Below are 21,516 nucleotides of genomic sequence, written 5' to 3'. Positions count from 1 at the left end.
CCGCCTGGACGGGGAGAGATCCACGCGCACGTCGCGAACCCGGCGCGGCCGATGAGCATGCCGCAAAAACGCCGCGCGTCCAGCGGCTCGTCCCGCCTACGGTGACCGGATGAGCGAAATAGCAGTGGTGACCGACCGGAGCGACTGGCAGAGCGGCTTCGAGCAGCGCATCCTCACGGCGTACCGGGCCGCAGGATGCTCCGAGCCGCTGGCCCGGGCGCTGCTGGAGCGGGCCCTGAAGGGCGTCGAGGAGTGGACGGTGGCCACCGACGGCACCGGGTGGATCGCGGTCGGGGTGACCGCCGACAACGGGACCAGCGTGGGCCGGATCCACGACCTGACCGTGCCGGACGGCCGGGCGTGGGCCGAGCAGTGGTGTGCCGACCAGGGCGCCCGGCAGGTGGAGGTCCGGCTCGTCGGCGGCCCGGGGCAGTTCGCCGACTACCCCGTCCGCGGCCAGAACCGGATGCGGCTCGCTGCCGAGCAGCCCGGCCTGCCGCCCGGCCTGGCGGTCCGCCGACTGACCGAGCAGGAGTACCCGGCCTGGTACGCCGGCGAGACCGCCGCGTACGTCGCCGACATCGTCCGGGCCGGGGCGCTGACCCCGGAGCAGGCCCGACAGAAGTCCGACCGGGACTTCGAGCGCTACCTCCCGCAGGGCTACCTGACCCCGGGGCACGCCTTCTACGCGATGGAGGCCGGCGGCGAGGTGATCGGCACCGGCTGGGTGAACCACGGCTTCCTGCCCGGCGTCACCTTCGGCTTCTCCCTGGAGGTCCACCCGGAGCACCGCGGCAAGGGCTACGGCCGGGCCGCGATGGCGGTCGGCGAGTGGGCCACCCGGCAGGGCGGTGACGAGGCGATGATGTTCAACGTCTTCGGCGGCAACGAGGTCGCGATGAGGCTGTACGACGCCACCGGCTTCGCCGTGCTGGACGAGTACCGCTCGATCGATCTGCCCTGAACCGGCCGGTGGCGGTCAGTACGTCCGCCCCTCCCCGATCTGGCGGTCCTCCGGGCCGCTGCGGTCGGGGCGGGCACCGCCCAGCTGGGAGCTGAGGCGGGTGAGCAGGTCGGCCAGTTCGCCGTACTGCTGCTCGTCGTAGTCGCCGAGCAGTTGGGCGAGTTGGGCCCGGCGGGCGGCGACCAGCCGGACGGCCACCGCCCGGCCCGGTTCGGTGAGCCGCAGCCGCAGGCCGTCGCGGACGGCCAGCCCCCGGCCCTCGACCTCCCGGGTGGCCTCCTCGATCACGGCGATCGGGACCACCCGGTGCTCGGCCAGTTCGGCGGGGGCCGCCGAACCGTGCCGCTGCATCTGCAGGATCAGCCAGCTGGAGGCGGGCAGCAGGTCGAGCCCGGCCTCGGCGGTGATCCGGCGGAACAGGTCGCGGCGGGCGTCCCGGGTGCCGAGCACCGCGAGCGCGCGGGCGATCTCGTCCAGCGAGGAGCGCTGCACCGGGTTGAGGCCGATCGACTCACTGAGGTCGGGGGCGGTGACGGTCGAGCGCAGCGGCTGCTCGCGCAGGAAGAGCGAGAGCACGAAGGCGACCAGCACGATCGGCACCGCGTACAGGAACACCTGGGTGATCGACTCCGCGTACGCGTGGTAGATCCCGGCCTGCGCGGAGGCGGGCAGGGTGCCGATCGACCGGGGGTCCTGGGCGATGCTGTCGGGCCGGAAGCCGGGCGGGAGCTGAGTCCCCGCCAGGTCCTCGGCGAGCCGGCGGTTCAGGCCGCGGGCGAAGACGGTACCGAAGATCGAGACGCCGAAGGCGGCGCCGATCGAACGGAAGAAGGTGACCCCGGCGGTGGCCACCCCGAGGTCCTGGTACCCGACCGAGTTCTGCACGATCAGCACCAGCACCTGCATCACCAGGCCGAGCCCGAGCCCGAAGACCAGGAAGTACAGGCTCATCTCGGTGGTGGAGCTGTGCTCGGTCAACCGGGAGAGCAGCAGCAGGCCGACGGTGGTCACAGCGGTGCCCGCGATCGGGAAGACCCGGTAGTGGCCGGTCCTGGCGACGATCTGGCCGGAGCCGATGGAGGTCAACAGCATGCCGAGCACCATGGGCAGCATGTGGATGCCGGACATGGTCGGCGAGACCTGCATGACCACCTGGAGGAAGGTCGGCAGGTAGGTCAGCGCGCCGAACATCGCGAAGCCGACCACGAAGGAGATCACCGCGACCAGGCTGAAGGTGCGGGAGCGGAACAGCTTGAGCGGCAGCACCGGTTCGACCGCCCGGCGCTCCACCGCGACGAAGAACCCCAGCAGGACCAGGCCCAGCACCCCGAGCCCGATGATCTTCCAGGAGCCCCACGGCCAGGTCACCCCGCCGAGCGAGGTCATCAGCACCAGGCAGGTGGCGACCGAGGCGATCAGGAAGGTGCCGAGGTAGTCGATGGTGTGCTCGCGCCTGACCTCGCTGCCGTGCAGCACCGCCGCGATCACCAGCAGCGCGACGATCCCGATCGGCAGGTTGACGTAGAACACCCACCGCCAGCTCAGGTTGTCCACGAAGACGCCGCCGAGCAGCGGCCCGAGCACGCTGGTGACCCCGAAGACGGCGCCGAACAGACCCTGGTACTTGCCCCGTTCCCGGGGCGCCACCAGATCGCCGACGATCGCCTGCGACAGCACCATCAGGCCACCGCCGCCGAGGCCCTGGAGAGCCCGGAAGGCGATCAACTCCCCCATGTTCTGCGAGAGTCCGCAGAGCGCGGAGCCGATCAGGAAGATCACGATGGAGGTCTGGAACAGCCGCTTGCGGCCGTACATGTCGCCGAGCTTGCCCCAGAGGGGGGTGGCCGCCGTGGAGGCCAGCAGGTACGCCGTGACCACCCAGGAGAGGTGCTCCAGGCCGCCGAGGTCGCTCACGATGGTGGGCAGCGCGGTGGAGACGATGGTCTGATCGAGCGCGGCCAGCAGCATGGCCAGCAGCAGTGCGCCGATCGGTACCCAGAGCCTGTGGACCGTCACCTCGGGGCGCTGCTCGTCCTCGACACCCTCCGGCGCGGTGGCCTCCGCCATTCCTGCTCCTCGGTGGGACGACGGGGCCTGCGCGGCACCCGGACTGATGATCGTTCAGTCTCACCATAAGTCAGTTATGTCCGATATGCCGTCAGCTGCTTGCGCCATCCGTACGCCTGGGGATCATCGATCCTTCACATGTCCGGTATCACCACCAATCCGGACAAGCCCCACCGGGCGCCTGTTTCACCACCGGAACCTGCTGCATAATCAGGTCCCATTCGTCACCGTCACCGAGGAGGACCGGCCCATGTCGGGAGCACGCTGCCCCGTCTGCGGGACCGTCGGAGGTGACGGCTGTCCCTCCTGTGCCTCCCCGGAGGCCACCGCCGTCCTGCCGCCGATCGACTCTCCCGAGCTGGTCCGGCCGTACGTCGGAGGCCCGTCGACGGTGGACGACCCGTTCGCCACCCAGGTGGTGCCGCCGGACGCCTTCGCCACCCAGCTGATGCCACCCGTCCCGCCGACCGGTCTGCCCGCCGTGCCACCGCAGCCGCCGGCCGTACCCGACCTGCAACTGGTGCCGACCCCGCCCCAGTGGACCCCCGAGCCGGCCCCGACGCCGGACCTCGGCGTCTTCGGCTTCCGCCCCGCCCCGGGTGAACCGGCGCCCGGCGGCCGGGCCGAACGGCGGGTCCAGGAGCAGGTCTCGGCCGGCCGCCGACGGACCGTCATCGTCGCGGCCGGGGTCGGCGTCGCCGCCCTCGGCGCGGGTCTGGCCCTGGTGCTCTCACCCGCCGACGACAAGGTGGACCACGACCGGGCGCTGCCCGTCCCGGTCAGCAGCTACCAGCCCACCGTGTCGCCCCCGGCGGTGGCCGTCGTCCAGTCGCCGACCCCGTCGGACAGCCCCTCCCCGTCCGCGAGCCGCAGCAGCGCCAAGCCGAAGCCCAGCCCCTCGGCCACCTCCGCGCTGCCCACCCCCACGGCACCGTCGACCGCACCGCCCACACCGACACCCACGCCCACCCCCACCCCGACCTCCGCCTCCCCCACGCCGACCGGACCGCGGACCCTCGCCCTCAACTCCCAGGGCGAGGACGTCAAGGACATGCAGCGCCGCCTGGTGGCGGTCCTGTCCTGGCAGTACAAGAAGTCGCTGATCACCGGCACCTTCGACACGAAGACCGAGAGCGCCGTCAGCGACTTCCAGACCTACTACGGCATCTCCTCCCGCGAGGAACCGCGCGGCGTCTACGGACCGGTCACCCGGGAGGCCCTGGAGGCGGTGACCGACTGACCCCGGTCGGCCGGACCCTCGACCGACCGACGCCGGTCAGCCGGTGATCGCCTTGAACAGGCTGAAGGCCGCCATCAGCAGCATGATCCCGGCCGCCACCCGCACGATCACCTTCATCGGCACGTACTGCAGCAGCTTCTGGCCGCCCAGGATCGCGATCCCGCTCACCGCGCAGAGCGCCAGCCAGGCGCCGAGGCCGACCGAGACCGGGTCGGCGTACTTTGCCGCCAGGTTGGCCGTCATGATCTGGGTCAGGTCGCCGAACTCGGCCACCGCCACCACCAGGAAGCTGGCGCCCGCGACCTTCCAGAAGGTGTCCGAGGACGGCTGCTTGGCCTCGCCGCCCTCCTCCTCGTCACCCTTGGGCCAGAGCAGCATCACCGCGCCCGCCAGGAACAGCACGCCGGTGACCCCCTCCACCCAGCGCTGCGGCAGCAGCGCCAGCAGGCTGCCGGCCGCCAGCGCCAGACCGACCTGGAGGGCGAAGGCGGCCGCGATCCCGGCGAAGACGTAGCTCGCCCTGTAGCGGGTGCCGAGCACCAGGCTGGCGAGTGCGGTCTTGTCGGGGAGTTCGGCCAGGAAGACGATGCCGAAGGTGATCGCGGCAATGGTCAGACTCATCGGAGAGAGGGCCCTTCATCGGGACGGGCTGCCCGGCCGGTGACGACCCGTCAGGGGACACTCCGGCCCGACAGCACTGGTAAATGATCACAGCACTGCGGCCGAAGGTCTCGCCGACACCCGCAAGCCTGCGGATGTCCCGGGCACCGGGCCCGCGCGCAAGGCGCAGGCCAGTATGTCGACGCTCCGGTGGAGGGCTACTCCCCTTCAACAGCCACCGAGTCTACCCGTCGACCGCGCCGCGACCGACCAGCTCCAGCACCAGGACGACCGCCACCGCCTCCACCAGCAGCAGCGCGACCAGCACGAACAGCTGCACCGTCCCGGCCTCGACCGGACTCGCCCCGCCCAGCAGCATGCCGACGAACGCCCCGGGCAGGGTGACCAGGCCCACCGTCCTGGTCTGGTCGAGGGCCGGCAGCAGCGAGGTGGCGGCGGCCGTCCGGCAGATCTCCAGCCGGGCGTCGCGGTCCTCCAGACCGAGCGCGAGCGCCGCCTCCACCTCGCCCCGGCGCTGCCGCAGCTCGTCCAGCGCCCGCCGTCCGGCCAGCGAGGTGGCAGTCAGCGCACCGCCGATCAGGATGCCCGCGACCGGGATCACCGACAGGCCCTGCCAGGGCAGCAGCCGGGAGCCGAGCAGCAGGGCCAGCACCGGCAACACTCCGACGCCGATCGGCACCGCCGCCCACCACCAGCCGGGACCGGCCGTCATCCGCCGCCCGGCCGTCCGCACCGCGACCGTGAACATCACCAGCACGAACAGCGCCGAGGTCCACATCGACCCGACCACCCAGGCGATCACCAGCGCCACCACCGCCAGCTGGACGGCCGCCCGCACCCCGGCCCGCAGCACCGCCCGGCCGTGCCCGAGCAGGCCCCACCCGGCCACCGCCGCCCCGGCCGCCAGCAGCAGCGCGGTGGCCGCCCACAGGCCGGGGCCGACCGGCAGCAGCTGCCGGGCGGACATCAGATCCAGGTGGTGAACCACATCCGGTCCTGCCAGGACGACATCGGGATCACCTCCGCCGTGTACAGCGGTTGGAAGAACGCGAAGCAGCCGACGATCGCCAGCACGATCAGACCGGCGCCCGCCGCACCCCACCGCCGCCGCTCCGCCGAGCAGCCGGGCGGCCCGAGCATCGCCCCCAGCATCTGGGCCACCGCCAGACAGAGGAACGGCACCAGCACCACCATGTAGAACGAGAACGTGGTCCGGTCCAGGTAGCGGAACCACGGCAGGTAGATCCCGGCCACCGCGCAGAGCACCGCGCCCGAGCGCCAGTCCCGCCGGAAGAACCACCGCCAGAACGCGTACAGCAGCGCGAAGCAGGCCGTCCACCAGAGCAGCGGCGTACCGAGCGCGAGGATCTGGGAGGCGCAGCCGCCCGGCGCGGTGCAGCCCTGCTGCCCGGTCGGCACCTGCTGCCAGTACATGCTGACCGGGCGGGCCTGGACCAGCCAGCTCCAGGCGCCGGACTGGTAGGTGTGCGGGTCACTGAGGCCGGTGTTGAAGTCCCACATCTGCGACTGGTAATGCCACCAGCTGCTCACCGGCGCGGGCAGCCACCCTGACCGGCCGTCGGCCCACTGCCGGTCGTAGCCGCCGCGGGTGAGGAACCAGCCGGCCCAGGTGAGCGGGTAGACCACGGCCGCGACGCCGACCAGCGAGAGGAAGGCGCCCGGCGCGTCCCGGCGCAGCATGCTCCGCCACGGCCGGTACGCACCGGCCCAGCGGCGGCCCGCCCGGTCCCACAGGACGGTCAGCAGCCCGAAGGCCGCCAGCACCGGCACGCCGTTCCACTTGGTCCCGCAGGCCAGCCCGAGCAACAGTCCGGCCGCCAGGCGCCAGGGGCGCAGGCCGAGCCGGACCCGGTCACCGGCCCGGCCGCCCTCCGCCCGCGCCGCGGACAGCCGGCGCCGGGCGTGGTCCCGGTCCACCAGCAGGCAGCCGAAGGCGGCCAGCACGAAGAACATCAGCACGCCGTCGAGCAGCCCGACCCGGCTCATCACCAGGTGCAGTCCGTCCACCGCGAGCAGGAGCGCGGCCACGCAACCGAGCAGCGTCGAGCCGAACAGCCGCCGCCCGATCCTGGCCAGCATCAGCACGGTCACGGTGCCCAGCAGCGCGACCACCACCCGCCAGCCGAACGGGTGCAGCCCGTACGCCCACTCGCCCAGCGAGATCACCCACTTGCCGACCGGCGGGTGCGCCACGAACTCGGGCGCCGGGCCGAGCGGCACCAGCTGCGGCACGGCCAGGACCTGTTCGTTGGCGTTCGAGGGCCAGACGCCCTCGTAGCCCTGCCGGAGCAGCGACCAGGCGTCCTTCGGGTAGTACGTCTCGTCGAAGACGAAGGCGTTCGGGTGGGCGAGGTCCCAGAACCTCAGCAACCCCGCGAACAGCGCCACCGCCAACGGCCCCAGCCAGTCGGCCCGCCGGACCACCCAGGGCCGGGTCGGCACCTCTTCCTCGACGACGGTCCCGCCCATCACCGCTTGCGTCATGACCTCGCCGATTCATCGCCTGATTGCCCGACAGCTTTGTGGCCTTTGTCGGGAATCCTAACGGTGACGGGGGCTCAGGCCGGGACGATGTTGTGGTTCAGGTGGAAGAGGTTCTCCGGGTCGTACGCCGACTTGACCGCCGCCAGCCGCCGGGCGTTGCCGGTGCCCAGCCCGGCCGCGACCCGCTCCGCGCCCTCGTCGCCGATGAAGTTCAGGTACACGGCGCCGATCGACCAGGGCTTGAGGTCCGCGCAGACGTCGTGCGCCCACTGCCTGCCCCGGGCGTCGTCGGCCGGGTCGGCCCAGACGCCGAAGGGGTGCACCACCCAGGGCGCGGCCCGCCAGGGCACCGGGAAGTCCTCACCCCGGGCCGCCGCGCCGCCCATCGGGAAGAGCGCGTGCATCGAGGCGGAGGGGACGACCATGTCGGCGGCCCGGGCGCAGAACCGCTCGGCGGCCGGGGCGGGGAACTCCTCCAGGTACTCGGCCGACCAGTAGTTCCGCTCGCCGGGCGGGTCGTCCAGCATGCACTGGAGCTCCGCGTACGGGAGCTCGGCGATCATCCCGCCGGCGTGCCCGTACCCCAGCATCGGCCGGAACACCTCGCGGGCCTCCGCCTCCCCACCGGTGTAGGTGAGCAGCACGGCCGCCGCGAGCCGGCCGACCAGGCCGGGCGGGACGAAGTCCTCCGGGGGGCCGGTGAAGTAGACGAAACCACCGCCGACCTCCTCGGGCGCGGTCGCCATGAAGTCCGTGTAGTGCGGCAGCACGGTCGGCGCGGCCTCCGGGGGCCAGAGCAGCATGGCGATGCTGACGGACGGCACCTGGTGCAGCCGGAAGGTGAACTCGGTGGCCACTCCGAAGTTGCCGCCCCCGCCGTGCAGGGCCCAGAAGAGTTCGGGGTGCCGGTCCTCGTCCACCGTCAGCTGCTCGCCGTCGGCGGTCACCAGCTGCACCGAGAGCAGGTTGTCGCAGGTCAGTCCGTACTTCCGCTCCAGCCAGCCGGAGCCACCGCCGAGGGTGAGCCCGGCCACGCCGGTGCTGGAGTCACGGCCGCCGGTGGTGGCGAGGCCGTACGGCTGGGTGGCGCGGTCCAGGTCGGTCATGAGGGCGCCGCCGCCGACCCGGGCCACCCGGGCCTCCGGGTCGACCACGACGGAGTTCATCCGCCGGAGGTCGACCACCAGGCCGTCGTTGACCGAGGCTCCCGAGACCGCGTGGCCGCCGGCCCGGACCGCGAGCTCCAGCTCCTGTTCCCGGCCGAAGGCGATCGCCGCCGCCACGTCCGCCGGGCTCTCGCACTGGGCGATCAGCTGCGGGTGGCGGTCGATCATGGCGTTGAAGACCACCCGCGCCTGGTCGTACCCGCCGTCTCCCGGCGCGAGGACCTCTCCGGCGAATCCGGCCCGCAGGTCGGTCAGCAAGGTGGAGTGCAGTGCGGCAGCCATGGTGTCCGCCCTTCTCCAGGGCCGCTCCGGCGCGCTTCGCGCAGTTCCGAGCGTAGACCTCCTGCGCCCGACGCACTACGCGCCGGGCGCCTCAGGCCGCCGTCTCCAGCTCGCGGTGCGGTACCAGCACCGGGACGGCCGGGCCCGCGTTGTCCTGAGCCGGCGTCAGATGCCGCCGCAGGCGGACCGCGAGGACCGTGATGAGCAGCGTGCAGGCCGCCATCGCGGCGAGGTAGACCGGCCAGGTGCCGGAGCCGACCAGCAGCACGCCGACGGCCGGGCCGACCGCGATGGCGATCTGCTTGACCAGCGCGTAGCCGGAGTTGTAGGTGCCGAGCAGCCGGGCCGGGGCCAGGTCCGCGACGATCGGGCCGAGGGTCGGCGCGAGCAGCGACTCGCCGACACCGAACAGGGCGTAGACGGCCACGATCGCGACGGTGGCGACCAGCGCCTCGGAGCGGACCAGCCCGGCCACCAGGGCCATCGTCCAGGCGCCGAGCCAGACCAGTCCGGCGGCGGCCATCGCGGTGGTGCGGCGGCGGCGCTCGGTGAGCTTCACCATGAACATCTGCAGCACTACGATGGTCAGCGCGTTGGCGCCGATGGCCAGGCCCAGGGTGGACGGCGCGGTGCCGACGGTGTCGGTGGCGAAGGCCGCCACACCGGACTCGAACTGGCCGTAGCAGGTGAAGAAGATCAGCCCGGCGAGCAGGCAGAGCCGCAGCATCGCCTTGTCGGCGACCAGCGCGCGCAGCCCGGTCGGGCCGGTCGCGGACACCAGGACGGGGGCGGCGGCCGGGATCCGGGCGGTGCCGGTGACCAGGGCCAGGCCGAGGAAGGTGAGCGCCTCGATGGTGAACAGCCGGGTCAGGCTGGCCGGGTCGGCGACGTCCACGATCTGCCCGCCGACCAGCGCGCCGATGCCCATCCCCAGGTTGATCAGGGTGAACTGGAGCGCGAACGCCCGCGAGCGGGTGGCCCGGGTGGAGCAGCGCACGATCATCGTGGCCAGGGCAGGCTGACAGGTCGTCACCCCGGCGCCGAACAGGAACGAGGAGACCAGCAGCGCCGGCGTACCGGTGGCGTGACCGAACGCGAAGGCACCGGCGGCCGCCAGCGCGGCACCGACCAGCAGCACCGGGCGCGGCCCGTACCGGTCGATGCCCCGGCCGGTGAACGGGAGCACCGCGAGCGCGGCCAGCGCGAAGACGGTGAAGACCATCCCGGCGGCCAGCGAGCCCAGGCCACGCACCTGGTCCACGTAGACGAACATGTACGGCATCGTGAAGCCGCTGCCGAACGCGCTGAGCGCGTTCCCGATCTGGACGCGGCGCAGCGGACCTCCCGCCCCGAGACGCCTGCCCTGCTGCTTCACCGTGCCGGTCACCGTGCACACCCTTTCACTGGATACTTTTAAGCTCGGAAGATTTCAGAGCTAAACTCTAAGGACAGCAAGCCTTCGCTGTCAAAGCCTTAATCCCTGCATCAGTCCATGGGAGGATGAGGAGCATGAGCACCCCGAGACCCGCGTCATCCGACCCCGGCGAGCTGGCCATCGCCGAGCAGGTGGCCGCCTACCAGCGGGAATTCCCCCTGGTCGACCCCCAGGTGGAGACCATCGTGTCCACCCTCTCCCGGGTCGCCCGACGGATGAGCGTCGCCTACGGGCGGCAGCTCACCGTGCTGGGAATCACATCCGCCGAGTGGGAGGTGCTCAAGGCCCTGGTGGTCGCGGGCAGCCCGTACCAGCTCGGCCCCGGCGAGCTGGCCAAGCGCCTCGGGCTGACCCCGGCCGCGATGACCCACCGGATCGACCGGATGGTGGCCGAGGACCTGGTCACCCGCGAGCGGGACGAGGCCAACCGGGTCCGGGTGATCATCGAGCTGACCGCCAACGGCCGGGCCAAGTGGCTGGAGTCGATGCGGATGGCCGCGGTCTTCGAGGAAGAGCTGCTCCAGGACATCACCCCGACCGAGCGCCCGGCCCTCTCCGAGCAGCTCGGCCGGATGCTCCGCCGGATCGAGGAGAGCCAGCCGGACGCCCTCGGCCGCACCGACGACCTGGCCTGACGGGCCGGACACGACTTCGCCCCGCCGGTCGGAGCCCGGCGGGGCGAAGTGGATCGGTCGGTCAGGTCGTCAGCTCGTCAGGCGCAGGCGCCGTTGTCCGTCCAGACACCCCACTGACCGCTCAGCGAGGGGTCCTCGCCGGTGGTCCACCACTTGTTGGTGTAGTTGTGGCCCTTCCAGGAGACCTTGGTGCCGGCGGTCGCGTAGACCGCACCGGTGCTCCAGGAGACGGCACAGGCGTTGGACGGGACGGTGGGGCTGGCCGACGGGCTGGCCGAGGTGCTCGTCGACGGGCTCGGGGAGGCCGAGGCGGACGGGCTGGCCGACTGGCTCGGCGACGGCGAACTGGTCGGCGCAGCCGGGCAGTTGGCGGCGGAGCCGTTGGTGGCCTCGACCATCTTGTCGAACAGCGTGGTCTTGGTGCCCAGGTCGTACAGCGAGAAGGCGAACGAGCCGCCCAGACCGTTGCAGTGCGCGTAGTCGACCTTGGCCTGGATCGAGCGGGCGTCCTCACCGGTCCAGAAGGTGGAGCCGTCGTAGAAGTACGTGGTCTTCGCGGTGTCGTCCCAGAAGGTCTTGGCCGGGTTGTCGACGAAGCCCGCGAGCTCCTTGTACATCTGGATGCCGGGCACGTTGCCGGACATCGCGGCACCGGCGGCGGGACCGGTCGCGCTCTGGAACAGGCCGTTCACACCGTTGTTGGGGACACCGGTCCAGCCGCGGTAGTAGAACGGGACACCCATGTTGATCTTCTTGGCGGGGAAGCCACCGGCGATGCCGTACTCGGCGTCACCGACGGTCCAGGCCTTGATGGCCGCGTCGATCGAGTACTTGCCCGTACCCGGCCTGACCGGGGTCATCGGGTCCTTGGGGCCGGAGTACAGCGGGGCCTGGTGGTTGGTCGGGCCCTGGGCGTCCCACGCACCGTGCATGTCGTAGGTCATCACGTCGAGGAAGGTCAGGTACTGGCCGACCTTGTCCGTCTCGATGTTCTTGATCTTGTCCTGGCCCGCGCCGACCGCCGCCGAGAGGGCGTACGTCTTCTTGTCGGTGACGCCCTGGGCGTCGAGCTGGGTGCGGAACTCCTTCAGCAGCAGCGTGTAGTTCTGCTTGTCGCTCGCGCTCTCGTGGTTGCCGACGTGGCCGCCGCCGCCCGGGTACTCCCAGTCGATGTCGATACCGTCGAAGATCCCCGCACCCGTACCGGCGCCGCCGTAGCCCGCGTCCACCGGCAGGTTGCCCTTGATGAACATGTCGATGCAGGAGGAGACCAGCTTCTTCCGCGAGGCGTCCGTGGCCGCCGCGTCGGAGAAGTACTTGGAGTAGGTCCAACCACCGATCGAGAGCAGCACCTTGAGGTTGGGGTTCTTCGCCTTCAGCTTCTTCAGCTGGTTGAAGTTGCCCGCGATCGGCTGGCCCCAGGCGTCCGCCACACCGTCGACCGCGGTGTTCGCGTCGAAGGTCTTCTGGTAGTCGGCGAACGCGTCGCCCGCGCCGTCACCCGCGCTGCCGTTGCTCTCGTCCTGGGACGCGGCCTTGGTGGCCTCGAAACACGAGAGGTTGGTCGGGTGGATGTTGGCGAAGGAGTAGATCATGTAGTCCAGGCTCTTGGCGACGCCGGTGTCCTGGACGGTCTTCGGGTAGTACGCGTTGCCGTAGATCGACCACTGGTCGAAGTACGCGACCTTGATGCCACCACTGGTCGCCGGAGCGCCCGTGGTGTTGCCGGCCGCCGCCGAGGCCGTGGTGCCCGCACTCAGCGCGAGACCGGCACCCAGCAGCAGCGAGGCCGCGGTACCGACCGCGAGCGCGGCCAGGCCCTTCGGACGCCGACGGTGCGTCGGCGCCGGGGAAACTCGAGTCATGTCGTGACCCTCCAGGTCGTGGGGGAACTGCCGGGCCACGTCGGACCGGACGCACGGTGTGGGGCCGCACAACCGGAGAGGCACGTCAGTGGAGGTCGAGCAGCGGGGATGCCGAACCGGCACGGGAGGTCTGGACCACCACAGCCGGCCGGGGGCTCCCTGCACCTGGCCATAAAAATGGACTAGACCAACTCCCCCGTCAAGACCCGGCCTTGCGCCTTGAGCTCCCGTTAAGGTTCGACACAGCCCTGAACAGCGAAAGCCGGCCCCGCAGCGGCGGGGCCGGCTTGAGAGGTCCGACTACTTCCGGTCGATCTCCGTCACATCGAAGTCGCGACTGCGGGAGCCCGGCCTCGACGTACGGTCTCCCGCACGTGAGTGCCGGTCAGTACCGCAGCGCGCTGCCCACCTTGGCGGTGACCGTTCCGTCCAGCTTCCGGTTGCTCTTGGCGGTGGCCTCGGCCGTGCCGGCTGCCGCGACCTCGGGGACGGTGAGCACGGCGGCGTCCAGGAGCTTGCCGGAGCCGTCCTCGAAGCTGATCTGGATCGTGTACTTGTAGGGCTGCGAGGTCCTGTTGGTGACCGTGACCGGGACGCTGACCTTGCCGTCGGAGTCGGTCACCACACCGCCGACCGTGACGTCGCCCTTGGCATCCAGGCCGCCCTTGACGCTCGCCAGCGCCGAGGAGGCGGCGGCCTCCGCCGACGCGGCGGCCGAGGAGGCCACGGACGCCAGGCTGTTCGCCGCCGAGGCGAGCGCGGACGCGCCCGACTGGACCGACGAGGGGAGCGAGCCCCCGTCCGAGGAACAGCCGGTCAGCACCAGTCCACCCGCCACCACCGCAGCCACGACCAACCGACGCATCAGCGACCTCCGCTCGTCCGGATCCTGCCCCCACCCTTCGGGGGCGGTGCCCCCGGGGCCACCAGGGCGCGGCAAGCGGGTGACTACGATTGGCCGCATGGTGGTACGCAGTCTCGGCGAACTCGAAGCCGAAATCATGGACCGACTCTGGAGCTGGGGCCGCCCGGCCACCGTCCGGGAGGTCGTCGACGACCTCAACGCCAAACGGCCGGTCGCCTACACCACCGTGATGACGGTGGCCGGGATCCTGCACACCAAGGGCCTGCTGAACCGTCACAAGGCGGGCCGCGCCTGGGTGTACGAACCGGCGCGCAGCCGCGACTCGTACACCGCCACGCTGATGCAGGAGGCGCTCGGCTCCACCTCCGACACTCCGGCCGCGCTGGCCCACTTCGTCGAGCAGATCAGTACCGACGAGGTCGCCGCCCTGCGCCGGGCGCTGGCCGCCCTGGACGCCTCGGAGCGGACGGGCGAGCGGTGAGCGCCGCCGCGCTGCTCGGGCTCTGGGCCCTGCTGACCGCCGTCGCACTGCCGCCGCTGCTGGCGGGAGCGCGGTGGACCAGGCGGGCACCGCTGCTCGGCGTGTTCACCTGGCTCGCGCTCGGGCTCTCCGCGACCGGCTCGGTGGCACTGACCGTCCGTCAGCTGATCGATCCGGCACCCCATCACCACGCCGGGCTGCTGCACCTGTGCGGCCTCTCCCCCGAAGCGGTCTCCGGCACCGCCCCGGCGGCAGCCGCCCTGGTGCTGCTCTACCCGGCCGCCCGGCTGCTGCACAGCCTGGGCGGCGCCCGCCGGGGACGCCGTCGGCACCGCGCGCTGCTCGACCTGGCGGCCCATCGCGGCCGGGTGCCCGGCGCCCTGCTGCTGGACCACCCGACGCCCACCATCTACTGCCTACCGGGCCGCCGCTCCCGGATCGTGGTCAGCCGGGGCGCGCTGGCCGCGCTCACCCCGCCGCAGCTGGCCGCCGCCCTGGCGCACGAACGGGCCCACCTGACCGGCCGTCACCACCTGGCCGCCTGCGCCGCCGAGGCGCTGGCCGGCACCTTCGCGCCGCTGCCGCTCGGCCGGCTGGTGTCGGGCGAGGTCCGCACCCTGCTGGAGATGGCGGCCGACGACCGGGCCCTGCGCGGCCACAGCCGCCGGGCCCTGGCCACCGCGATGGGCGTGGTGGCCGGCGGCCTGGCTCCCACCACCGCGCTGACCGCAGGTCACCAGGCCCTGGCCAGGATCGAACGCCTCGCGGACCACCGCCCCGCCCCGCGCCCGCTGCTGGCCCTCACCGCGACCGTCCCGGCGGTGCTGGCCGGGCTGCCGCTGCTGCTGGTCTGCCTGCCGCACCTGGCCTGACCCGGCCTGGAGCCTCCAGGACTTGCCCTGTCGGCAACCGTAGTACTAATTTCCTTAGGAGATTAGTCGTCCAGCGCAGGAGCACCCCTTGGCCGCCCGCCGTCTGACCGCCCTGACCCTCACTGCGGGGGCCGCACTGCTGCTCACCTCGACCCCCGCCCCGGCGGAGCCGAAGCCCTCGCTCGAGCAGGTCCAGCGGCAGGTGGACGACCTCTACGAGGAGGCCGAGGCCGCCACCGAGCAGTACAACGGGCTGAACGAGAAGCAGGAGCAGCTGCAGGCCAGGGCCGGCACCCTCCAGCAGCAGGTGGCCACTCAGCAGGACCAGCTCAACCGGCTGCGCGAGACGCTCGGCGCGGTGGCCGCCGAGCAGTACCGCTCGGCCGGGCTGGATCCCACCCTGCGGCTGATGCTGACCGCCGACGCCACCGAGTACCTGGACGGCGCCAGCCTCCAGGACGCGGCCACGGCCACCCAGGCGGACACCCTCCGCCTACTGACGGCCCAGCAGACACGCTTCGACCAACTGCGGGCCGAGACCGCCGCCCAACTGGCCGGCCTCGACGAGGCCCGCCGGGCCGCCGCCGGGAAGAAGCAGGAGGTCCAGGCCAAGCTGGCGCAGGCGCAGGCCGTCCTGAACGGCCTCAAGGCCGAGGACCGCGCCAGGGTGGCGGCCGGGAACGCCGGGGGCGCCGCCGCCTCCCGCGGCGTCACCACCCGGATGCCGTACACCGGCCCGGCCACCGGCCGGGTCAAGGACATCCTCGCCTTCGCCCACGCCCAGCTCGGCAAGCCGTACGTCTACGGCGCGACCGGCCCGAACTCCTTCGACTGCTCCGGCCTCACCCTGCGGGCGTTCGGGGCAGGCGGCATCTCCCTCCCCCGCACCTCACAGGCCCAGTACGCGGCCGGCCAGAAGATCGCCCGGGACCAACTCCAGCCCGGTGACCTGGTCTTCTACTACGACGACCTGCACCACGTCGGCATCTACCTCGGCGGCGGCAAGCTGCTGCACGCCCCGCGCACCGGAAAGACGGTCGAGATCGTCCCGTACGACGTGATGCCCTACGCCGGGGCCGTGCGCTACTGAAAACAGTAGCCATGGACATAGTAGCCATGTAATCTATCTGGCATGAGCAAGGACTCCCCGAGCCCCACGCCCGGCTTCCTGGTGTGGCGGCTCGCCAACAAGTGGCGTGTAGCGGTCGATCGCGCGGTGGCCCCGCTCGGCCTCACCCACGCGCAGTACTCGCTGGTCGCGTCGCTGTACGGCATGCAGCGCACCGGCGAGCGGCCCAGCCAGCGGCGGCTCGCCGACCACACCGGCCTGGAGGCGCTGTACGTCTCGAAGCTGGCGCGCGCGCTGGAGACGGGCGGCCTGATCGAGCGCACCCGCGACCCCCGCGACCCGCGCGCCGTGCAGCTCGCCCTCACCGAGCAGGGCGAGGACGTCACCCGGCGGGCCCTCGCGGTGGTCCAGGAGCTGCTGCAGCAGCTGGTGGAGCCGCTCGGCGGCCTGGACGCCCCCCGGACGCGCGCGTTCAGCGCCGAGCTGACGACCCTGCTCGACGTACCTCTCGCACCCGCCGTACCCACCGCCGAGACCCGGGAGACCACACCATGACCACCACCGTCCCCCTGGCCGACGCCCGCACGCTCGGCCTGGCCCACTACGCCGCCCGCGGCCTGCTGGAACGCGTCCTGGCCGGGCACGGCACCACGTTCCAGCAGCAGGTCACCCTGCGCGCCGCCGTCACGGCGGAGACCCCGCTGACGCCGGACGACCTCGTCACCCGGGTCCGGAGCTCCCTCAAGGCCGATCCGGCCGACCTCAGGGCCACGCTCGACGAGCTGACGGCACGGCAGCTGCTCATCGCGGACGGCCCGTACCTCCGCCCCAGCGACGCGGGGCGCGAGCTGCTCTCCGCCATCGGCGCGGAGACCGGCCCGGTCACCGCCCGCGTCTGGGGCGGGATCCCCACCGAGGACCTGGCCGCCGCAGGCCGCGTCCTCACCCTGGTCACCGAGCGCGCCGACGCGGAGCTCGCCGCGCTGGAAGGCCAGGTCGCGTCGACAGGTCAGGACAGACCGCCGATGCCCGCCTCCTCGTCGGCGGCCCTCGCCTCGCGGCGGCGGACCACGTCCTGACGGCGGGTCACCACCGCGGCGGCGCCGAGGGCGCTGGCGACGAAGGCGAGCACGCCGAGGCCCGCACCGTCGAAGCGGTGGCCGACCAGGTGGTCGAGGGAGTAGCGGCCGGCGCCGGCCACACCGAGGGCCAGGCCGCAGGTCCCCAGGACGGCGGGGTACTCGAAGCCGCCGGCGGTGGCGAAGAAGCCGCCGGGGGCGTGGACGGAGATCGCCCCGGCCATGGTGCCCGCGACGATCGCGCCGGCCGCCGGGGTGGCCAGGCCGGCCAGCAGCAGAGCGCCGCCGCCGGTCTCCCCCAGGCCGGCGGCGATCGCGCTCTGCCGGCCCGGTTCGAAGCCCATGTGCTCCATCGCCTGGGCCGTTCCCTCCAGGCCGCCACCGCCGAACCAGCCGAACAGCTTCTGCGAGCCGTGCGCCACCAGCACACCGCCGACCGCCGCCCGCAGCGCGAGCAACCCTAGGTCCTTACGGTTCAGACAGGTCATGATGGGGCCTCAGCTCTCGGGAGGAACACCGGCCTCCCCATCCCACTCCAGACCGGGCCCGCCCTCTACCCGGGCGCGCCATCCGAGCGAAGGTAGCCCGATGCCGACCACCTACCACCTGCGCGGCGCCGAGATCACCGACGAGCCGTCCTTCTACGCCGCGCTGGCCGACGCGCTGGACGCCCCGGACGGCTACTACGGGCGCAACCTCGACGCGCTGACCGACTGCCTGCGCGGCGGGTTCGGCCCCGAGGCACCGTTCACCCTGGTGTGGCACGACGCCGAGCGGGCCAGGACCGCGCTCACCCGGCGCCTGCCCGGGTCCGAGCAGCGGTACTTCGACGCGGTGCTGGAGGTGCTCCGCTCGGGCGGCGTGACGGTCACCCTCCGATAGCCGCGACGAACTCCCTGGCCCGCAGCTCGACCCCGCTCCAGCCGCCGGCCGCGACCACCGCAGGGGCCACCACCTCACTCCCGGCGCAGACCGCCAGGGCTCCCGCCGTCAGGAACTCGGCGGCGTTGCCCGCGTTGACACCGCCGGAGGCGACCAGCGGAACACCGGGGTACGGGCCGCGCAGGTCACGGAAGTACGGTGCGCCGAAGGCCCGGGCCGGGAAGATCTTCACCGCCGCCGCCCCGAGGTCCACGGCGGTGGCCACCTCACTGGGCGTCAGCGCACCCATCACCACCGGCACTCCGCCCGCCGCGTCGGCCAGGCCGGCCCGCACGCCCGGTGTGACCAGGTACTGCGCGCCCGCCGCGACGCCCCGCCGGGCCTGCTCGGCGGTCAGTACGGTGCCGACGCCGACCCGGTAGCCGAGCGCGTCCGCCGCTCCGGCGGCCCGGCGCAGGTGCTCCTCCACGCCCGGGGTGGTGTACGTGAACTCGATCCACCTGATGCCGCCGGCCACCAGCGCGGCGCAGAGTTCCACCGCGTCGGGGATCACCGGGGCGCGGACCACCGCGATCACCCGGTCGCGTTCCAACCCGTCGAGTCCGTCACGCCCGTTGCTCATCGCACTCCTCCGTCCGCCCGCCGCCGCAGGGCCCGTCCGGGCCGTGCGCCGGTCACCTTGCCGTCCTCGACCACGCCGACCCCGCCGACCCAGACCCAGGGGATGCCCTCCGCCTGCTGCCGGGGCTGCTCGAAGGTCGCGGCGTCCCGCACCGTCCCGGGGTCGAACAGCACCAGGTCGGCCGCGTAGCCGTCCCGGATCAGTCCCCGGCCGGTCAGGCCGAGCCGCCGGGCCGGGCGGCCGGTCATCCGGGCCACCGCCTGCTCCAGTGTCAGCACGCCCAACTCCCTTGCGTACCGGCCGAGGTAGCGCGGGAAGGTGCCCCAGGCCCGGGGGTGCGGGCGAGCGCCGACCAGCAGGCCGTCGCTGCCGACGCAGTGCGCGGGGTGGCGCATGATCTCCCGGACGTTCTGCTCGTGTCCGACGTGCTGGAGGATGCCGGTGCCCAGCTCGTCGCGGACCAGCAGGTCCAGGAAGGCGGCGGTGCCGGTGCTGCCCCGGCGGTCGGCGATCTGCTGCACCGTCAGGCCGACGGTGTCGGCCAGTTCGGGGTTGCGCACGCCGGAGACCTGCACCGTCCGCCAGTCGGCAGCCACCCCGTGGCACCCGTCGCTGCCGGTCTCCTCCACCGCGACCCGGATCGCCTCCCGGGCGGCCGGCTCCAGCAGCCGGGCCAGCGTGGCGTCCGGACCGCCCTCGGTGGCCCAGGACGGCAGCAGGGCGGCCAGTGTGGTGGAGCCCGGCAGGTAGGGGTAGCTGTCCAGGGTGACGTCCACGCCCTCGGCCAGTGCCTGGTCGACCAGGGCCAGGAACTCGCCCGCCCGGCCCTCGTTCACCCCGAAGTTCATGGTGGCGTGGGTGAGATGGAGCGCGCAGCCGGTCCGCCGGGACAGCTCGATCATCTCCGCGTACGCCTCCAGCGCGCCGGCCCCGTAGGAGCGGGTGTGCGGGCAGTGGTAGCCGCCGTGGGCGGCCACCACCTCGCAGAGCGCGGCGAGTTCGGCGGAGTCGGCGTACATGCCGGGGGTGTAGGTCAGTCCGCTGGACATCCCGACCGCACCCTCGGCGAGGCCCTGACCGAGCAACTCCCGCATCCGGTCGAGCTGGTGGGGGGAGGCCGGACGGTCGTCCCAGCCGACCACCAGGGCGCGCAGGGTGCCGTGCGGGACCAGATAGCAGGCGTTGACGGCCGCTTGGGAGCGGTCCAGCCGGTCCAGGTACTCGCCGACGCTGCGCCAGTCCCAGTCGAAACCGGCCGGGTCGCCGTTCCAGCCCGCGAGTTGGCGGCGCAGCGCCGCCAGGACGGAGTCGTCCACCGGGGCGTAGGAGAGGCCGTCCTGGCCGAGCACCTCGCAGGTGACGCCCTGGCTGATCTTGGCCGGGTGGTCGGGCTCGGTGAGCACGGCGAGGTCGGAGTGGGCGTGCAGGTCGATGAACCCGGGGGCGAGCACCAGTCCTTCGGCGTCGATCACCCGCTCGGCGGTGGCGGAGCCGGGGACGATCACGCCGTCCCGCACCGCGACGTCGGCCCGGTGACGGGGTGCCCCGGTGCCGTCGATCACCGAGGCGCCCCGGATCAGCAGGTCGGCCTCCATCAGAAGTACGTCCGCACCAGATCGACCACGCGCGGGTGGTCGGTGTCGGCGGAGTCGAGCACCGGGAGCAGTGACCACTTGTCGAAGACCGTGCACGGGTGCGAGAGGCCGACCCGGACCACTTCGCCGACCTGCACCTCGGTGTCCCGGAGGAAGGCGTGCTGGTCGTTCAGGGCGGTGATCCGACCGCCCGACGGGCCACGTCCACGGACGAGTTGGGGCTCCGGCAGGCCCTCGTCGAAGGACAGGTCGCGCTTGCCGCCGTCCAGCAGGGCGAGCCCCGGCTCCGGCCGGGAGACCACCCGCAGCCAGCCGTGCAGGGCGGCCCTGAACCCCTCGACGCCGCGCCTGGCCAGCGGGGAGATGCCCCGGTAGAAGCCGTCGTCGTGCGCCAGGTAGGCGCCGGAGCGTAGCACCAGCCGTCCCCGGCCCCCGACCACGGCGCCCAGCTCCTCGAGCACGGTGTCGAAGTAGGCGCTGCCGCCGGCGGTGACCCAGAGCTGCTCGGCGGTCAGGTCGAAGAGATCCTCCAACTCCTGATACAGACGGCCGAGTTCGCGCAGGTAGTCGGCCACCGTGCCGAGTGATCCGGCGCTCGCGTCATGGGCCAGCGCGCCTTCGTAGCCGCTCACACCGACCAGCCGCAGTCCGCCGGCGGCGGCCACCGCGCGGGCCACCTCGACCGCCTCCTCGACCGTGCGGCAGCCCGTCCGGCCACCCGGGGCACCGAGTTCGACGCAGACGTCCACCGGGGCCGGGGCGCCGCGCAGGGCCTCGGCCATCAGCTCGACCGCGCGCACCGAGTCCACCCAGCAGGCGAACCGGAACTCCGGGTCGGCGGCCAGCTCACCGGCCAGCCAGCGCAGCCCGGCCGGGTCGAGCAGGGCGTTGGCCAGGTGGATCCGGCGCAGGCCGAAGGCCCGGCCGACCCGGACCTGCGGGAGGTTGGCCAGCGTGATGGCGTCCGCCCCGGCGTCCAGCTGACGCTGCCACAGCACCGGGGCCATGGTGGTCTTGCCGTGCGGGGCGAGGCCGACACCGCGTTCGGCGCAGTACGCCGCCATGGTGGTCAGGTTGTGGTCGAGCGCGCCCTCGTCCAGCGTGACCAGCGGGGTGCCGAGCTCGTCCAGGGTGGGTTCGCCCGCCAGGTACTCGGCGACGGTCAGGCCCCAGGCCCCGGCCGGAACTGCCTTGAACCGCCAGTCCAGCCGCTCGTCCGCCAGTGCCGCCAGCCGTTCACGGTCCATCAGCTCCACCACGGCCCACCGTCC

21 protein-coding genes are annotated in these 21,516 nt (G+C 72.6%); 9 read left to right on the top strand and 12 right to left on the bottom strand.

Features of this window, described 5'->3' with window-relative positions; genetic code table 11:
• Positions 1 to 109 precede the first annotated feature (109 nt).
• Positions 110 to 964, top strand: a complete 855-nt coding sequence (locus tag ACKUU6_RS23260; RefSeq protein ID WP_407990495.1) for a GNAT family N-acetyltransferase — start codon at positions 110 to 112, stop codon at positions 962 to 964.
• 15 nt (positions 965 to 979) lie between these two features.
• On the opposite strand, the gene ACKUU6_RS23255 is transcribed toward ACKUU6_RS23260, so the two are convergent.
• Positions 980 to 3,031, bottom strand: coding sequence for an MFS transporter (locus tag ACKUU6_RS23255; RefSeq protein WP_407990494.1), 2,052 nt, complete (start codon positions 3,029 to 3,031; stop codon positions 980 to 982).
• 250 nt (positions 3,032 to 3,281) lie between these two features.
• On the opposite strand from ACKUU6_RS23255, the gene ACKUU6_RS23250 reads away from it, so the two are divergent.
• On the top strand, positions 3,282 to 4,271 hold the full coding sequence (locus ACKUU6_RS23250) for a peptidoglycan-binding domain-containing protein (protein ID WP_407990493.1): 990 nt from the start codon (positions 3,282 to 3,284) through the stop codon (positions 4,269 to 4,271).
• Positions 4,272 to 4,307: 36 nt separating this feature from the next.
• On the opposite strand, the gene ACKUU6_RS23245 is transcribed toward ACKUU6_RS23250, so the two are convergent.
• The 5 genes from ACKUU6_RS23245 to ACKUU6_RS23225 all read right to left on the bottom strand — a co-directional run bounded on the left by ACKUU6_RS23245 (position 4,308) and on the right by ACKUU6_RS23225 (position 10,232).
• On the bottom strand, positions 4,308 to 4,892 hold the full coding sequence (locus ACKUU6_RS23245; protein WP_407990492.1) for a TMEM165/GDT1 family protein: 585 nt from the start codon (positions 4,890 to 4,892) through the stop codon (positions 4,308 to 4,310).
• Between the two features lie 223 nt (positions 4,893 to 5,115).
• Positions 5,116 to 5,859 carry an ABC transporter permease gene (locus tag ACKUU6_RS23240; RefSeq protein ID WP_407992207.1) on the bottom strand — a complete coding sequence of 248 codons (744 nt, stop codon included), beginning with the start codon at positions 5,857 to 5,859 and terminating at the stop codon, positions 5,116 to 5,118.
• Positions 5,859 to 7,397, bottom strand: a complete 1,539-nt coding sequence (locus ACKUU6_RS23235) for a dolichyl-phosphate-mannose--protein mannosyltransferase (protein ID WP_407990491.1) — start codon at positions 7,395 to 7,397, stop codon at positions 5,859 to 5,861. Before ACKUU6_RS23235 ends, ACKUU6_RS23240 begins: the two co-directional genes overlap by 1 nt.
• 74 nt (positions 7,398 to 7,471) lie before the next feature.
• Positions 7,472 to 8,845 carry an FAD-binding oxidoreductase gene (locus ACKUU6_RS23230; RefSeq protein ID WP_407990490.1) on the bottom strand — a complete coding sequence of 458 codons (1,374 nt, stop codon included), beginning with the start codon at positions 8,843 to 8,845 and terminating at the stop codon, positions 7,472 to 7,474.
• Positions 8,846 to 8,936: 91 nt separating this feature from the next.
• Positions 8,937 to 10,232: an MFS transporter gene (locus ACKUU6_RS23225; protein WP_407990489.1), complete on the bottom strand. Its 1,296-nt coding sequence runs from the start codon at positions 10,230 to 10,232 to the stop codon at positions 8,937 to 8,939.
• A 122-nt stretch (positions 10,233 to 10,354) separates the two neighbouring features.
• Here ACKUU6_RS23225 and ACKUU6_RS23220 point away from each other — a divergent pair, with 122 nt between their 5' ends.
• Positions 10,355 to 10,915 carry a MarR family winged helix-turn-helix transcriptional regulator gene (locus ACKUU6_RS23220; RefSeq protein ID WP_407990488.1) on the top strand — a complete coding sequence of 187 codons (561 nt, stop codon included), beginning with the start codon at positions 10,355 to 10,357 and terminating at the stop codon, positions 10,913 to 10,915.
• A gap of 77 nt (positions 10,916 to 10,992) precedes the next feature.
• Here ACKUU6_RS23220 and ACKUU6_RS23215 read toward each other — a convergent pair whose 3' ends face one another.
• Together ACKUU6_RS23215 and ACKUU6_RS23210 are read right to left on the bottom strand one after the other, a co-directional pair.
• Positions 10,993 to 12,780 (bottom strand): glycosyl hydrolase family 18 protein, encoded by a 1,788-nt coding sequence (locus ACKUU6_RS23215; protein WP_407990487.1) that lies wholly within the window; start codon positions 12,778 to 12,780, stop codon positions 10,993 to 10,995.
• A gap of 385 nt (positions 12,781 to 13,165) precedes the next feature.
• Positions 13,166 to 13,645, bottom strand: coding sequence for a hypothetical protein (locus ACKUU6_RS23210; protein WP_407990486.1), 480 nt, complete (start codon positions 13,643 to 13,645; stop codon positions 13,166 to 13,168).
• A 97-nt stretch (positions 13,646 to 13,742) separates the two neighbouring features.
• On the opposite strand from ACKUU6_RS23210, the gene ACKUU6_RS23205 reads away from it, so the two are divergent.
• From ACKUU6_RS23205 to ACKUU6_RS23185, 5 genes are all read left to right on the top strand, one after another.
• The gene (locus ACKUU6_RS23205; RefSeq protein WP_407990485.1) at positions 13,743 to 14,126 is read left to right on the top strand and encodes a BlaI/MecI/CopY family transcriptional regulator; all 384 of its coding nucleotides are present in this window, start codon (positions 13,743 to 13,745) and stop codon (positions 14,124 to 14,126) included.
• Entirely contained in the window at positions 14,123 to 14,998 is an 876-nt protein-coding gene (locus ACKUU6_RS23200; protein ID WP_407990484.1) for a M56 family metallopeptidase, read from the top strand. The genes ACKUU6_RS23205 and ACKUU6_RS23200 overlap by 4 nt, the downstream gene beginning before the upstream one ends.
• 88 nt (positions 14,999 to 15,086) lie before the next feature.
• Entirely contained in the window at positions 15,087 to 16,088 is a 1,002-nt protein-coding gene (locus ACKUU6_RS23195; protein WP_407990483.1) for a C40 family peptidase, read from the top strand.
• A gap of 42 nt (positions 16,089 to 16,130) precedes the next feature.
• Complete coding sequence (locus ACKUU6_RS23190) at positions 16,131 to 16,622, top strand: MarR family winged helix-turn-helix transcriptional regulator (protein ID WP_407990482.1); 492 nt, start codon at positions 16,131 to 16,133, stop codon at positions 16,620 to 16,622.
• Entirely contained in the window at positions 16,619 to 17,146 is a 528-nt protein-coding gene (locus ACKUU6_RS23185) for a MarR family transcriptional regulator (RefSeq protein WP_407990481.1), read from the top strand. The genes ACKUU6_RS23190 and ACKUU6_RS23185 overlap by 4 nt, the downstream gene beginning before the upstream one ends.
• Here the strand turns inward: ACKUU6_RS23185 and ACKUU6_RS23180 are convergent.
• A complete protein-coding gene (locus tag ACKUU6_RS23180; RefSeq protein ID WP_407990480.1) occupies positions 17,077 to 17,634 on the bottom strand; it encodes a DoxX family protein in 558 nt (185 codons plus the stop codon). The two genes, ACKUU6_RS23185 and ACKUU6_RS23180, sit on opposite strands and share 70 nt — an antisense overlap.
• A gap of 100 nt (positions 17,635 to 17,734) precedes the next feature.
• On the opposite strand from ACKUU6_RS23180, the gene ACKUU6_RS23175 reads away from it, so the two are divergent.
• Complete coding sequence (locus tag ACKUU6_RS23175; protein ID WP_407990479.1) at positions 17,735 to 18,028, top strand: barstar family protein; 294 nt, start codon at positions 17,735 to 17,737, stop codon at positions 18,026 to 18,028.
• Here the strand turns inward: ACKUU6_RS23175 and ACKUU6_RS23170 are convergent.
• The 3 genes from ACKUU6_RS23170 to ACKUU6_RS23160 are packed head-to-tail and all read right to left on the bottom strand — an operon-like array spanning position 18,015 to position 21,492.
• Entirely contained in the window at positions 18,015 to 18,650 is a 636-nt protein-coding gene (locus ACKUU6_RS23170; RefSeq protein ID WP_407990478.1) for a bifunctional 4-hydroxy-2-oxoglutarate aldolase/2-dehydro-3-deoxy-phosphogluconate aldolase, read from the bottom strand. The two genes, ACKUU6_RS23175 and ACKUU6_RS23170, sit on opposite strands and share 14 nt — an antisense overlap.
• Positions 18,647 to 20,245 carry an N-acyl-D-amino-acid deacylase family protein gene (locus tag ACKUU6_RS23165; protein ID WP_407990477.1) on the bottom strand — a complete coding sequence of 533 codons (1,599 nt, stop codon included), beginning with the start codon at positions 20,243 to 20,245 and terminating at the stop codon, positions 18,647 to 18,649. Before ACKUU6_RS23165 ends, ACKUU6_RS23170 begins: the two co-directional genes overlap by 4 nt.
• Positions 20,245 to 21,492 (bottom strand): alanine racemase, encoded by a 1,248-nt coding sequence (locus ACKUU6_RS23160; RefSeq protein WP_407990476.1) that lies wholly within the window; start codon positions 21,490 to 21,492, stop codon positions 20,245 to 20,247. The genes ACKUU6_RS23165 and ACKUU6_RS23160 overlap by 1 nt, the downstream gene beginning before the upstream one ends.
• Between the last annotated feature and the right edge of the window lie 24 nt (positions 21,493 to 21,516).

This window comes from Kitasatospora sp. CMC57 (assembly GCF_045866025.2).
GTDB lineage: Bacteria > Actinomycetota > Actinomycetes > Streptomycetales > Streptomycetaceae > Kitasatospora.
Note: the sequence above shows the minus strand (reverse complement) of the source record. Positions and strands in the feature narration are given on the sequence as shown.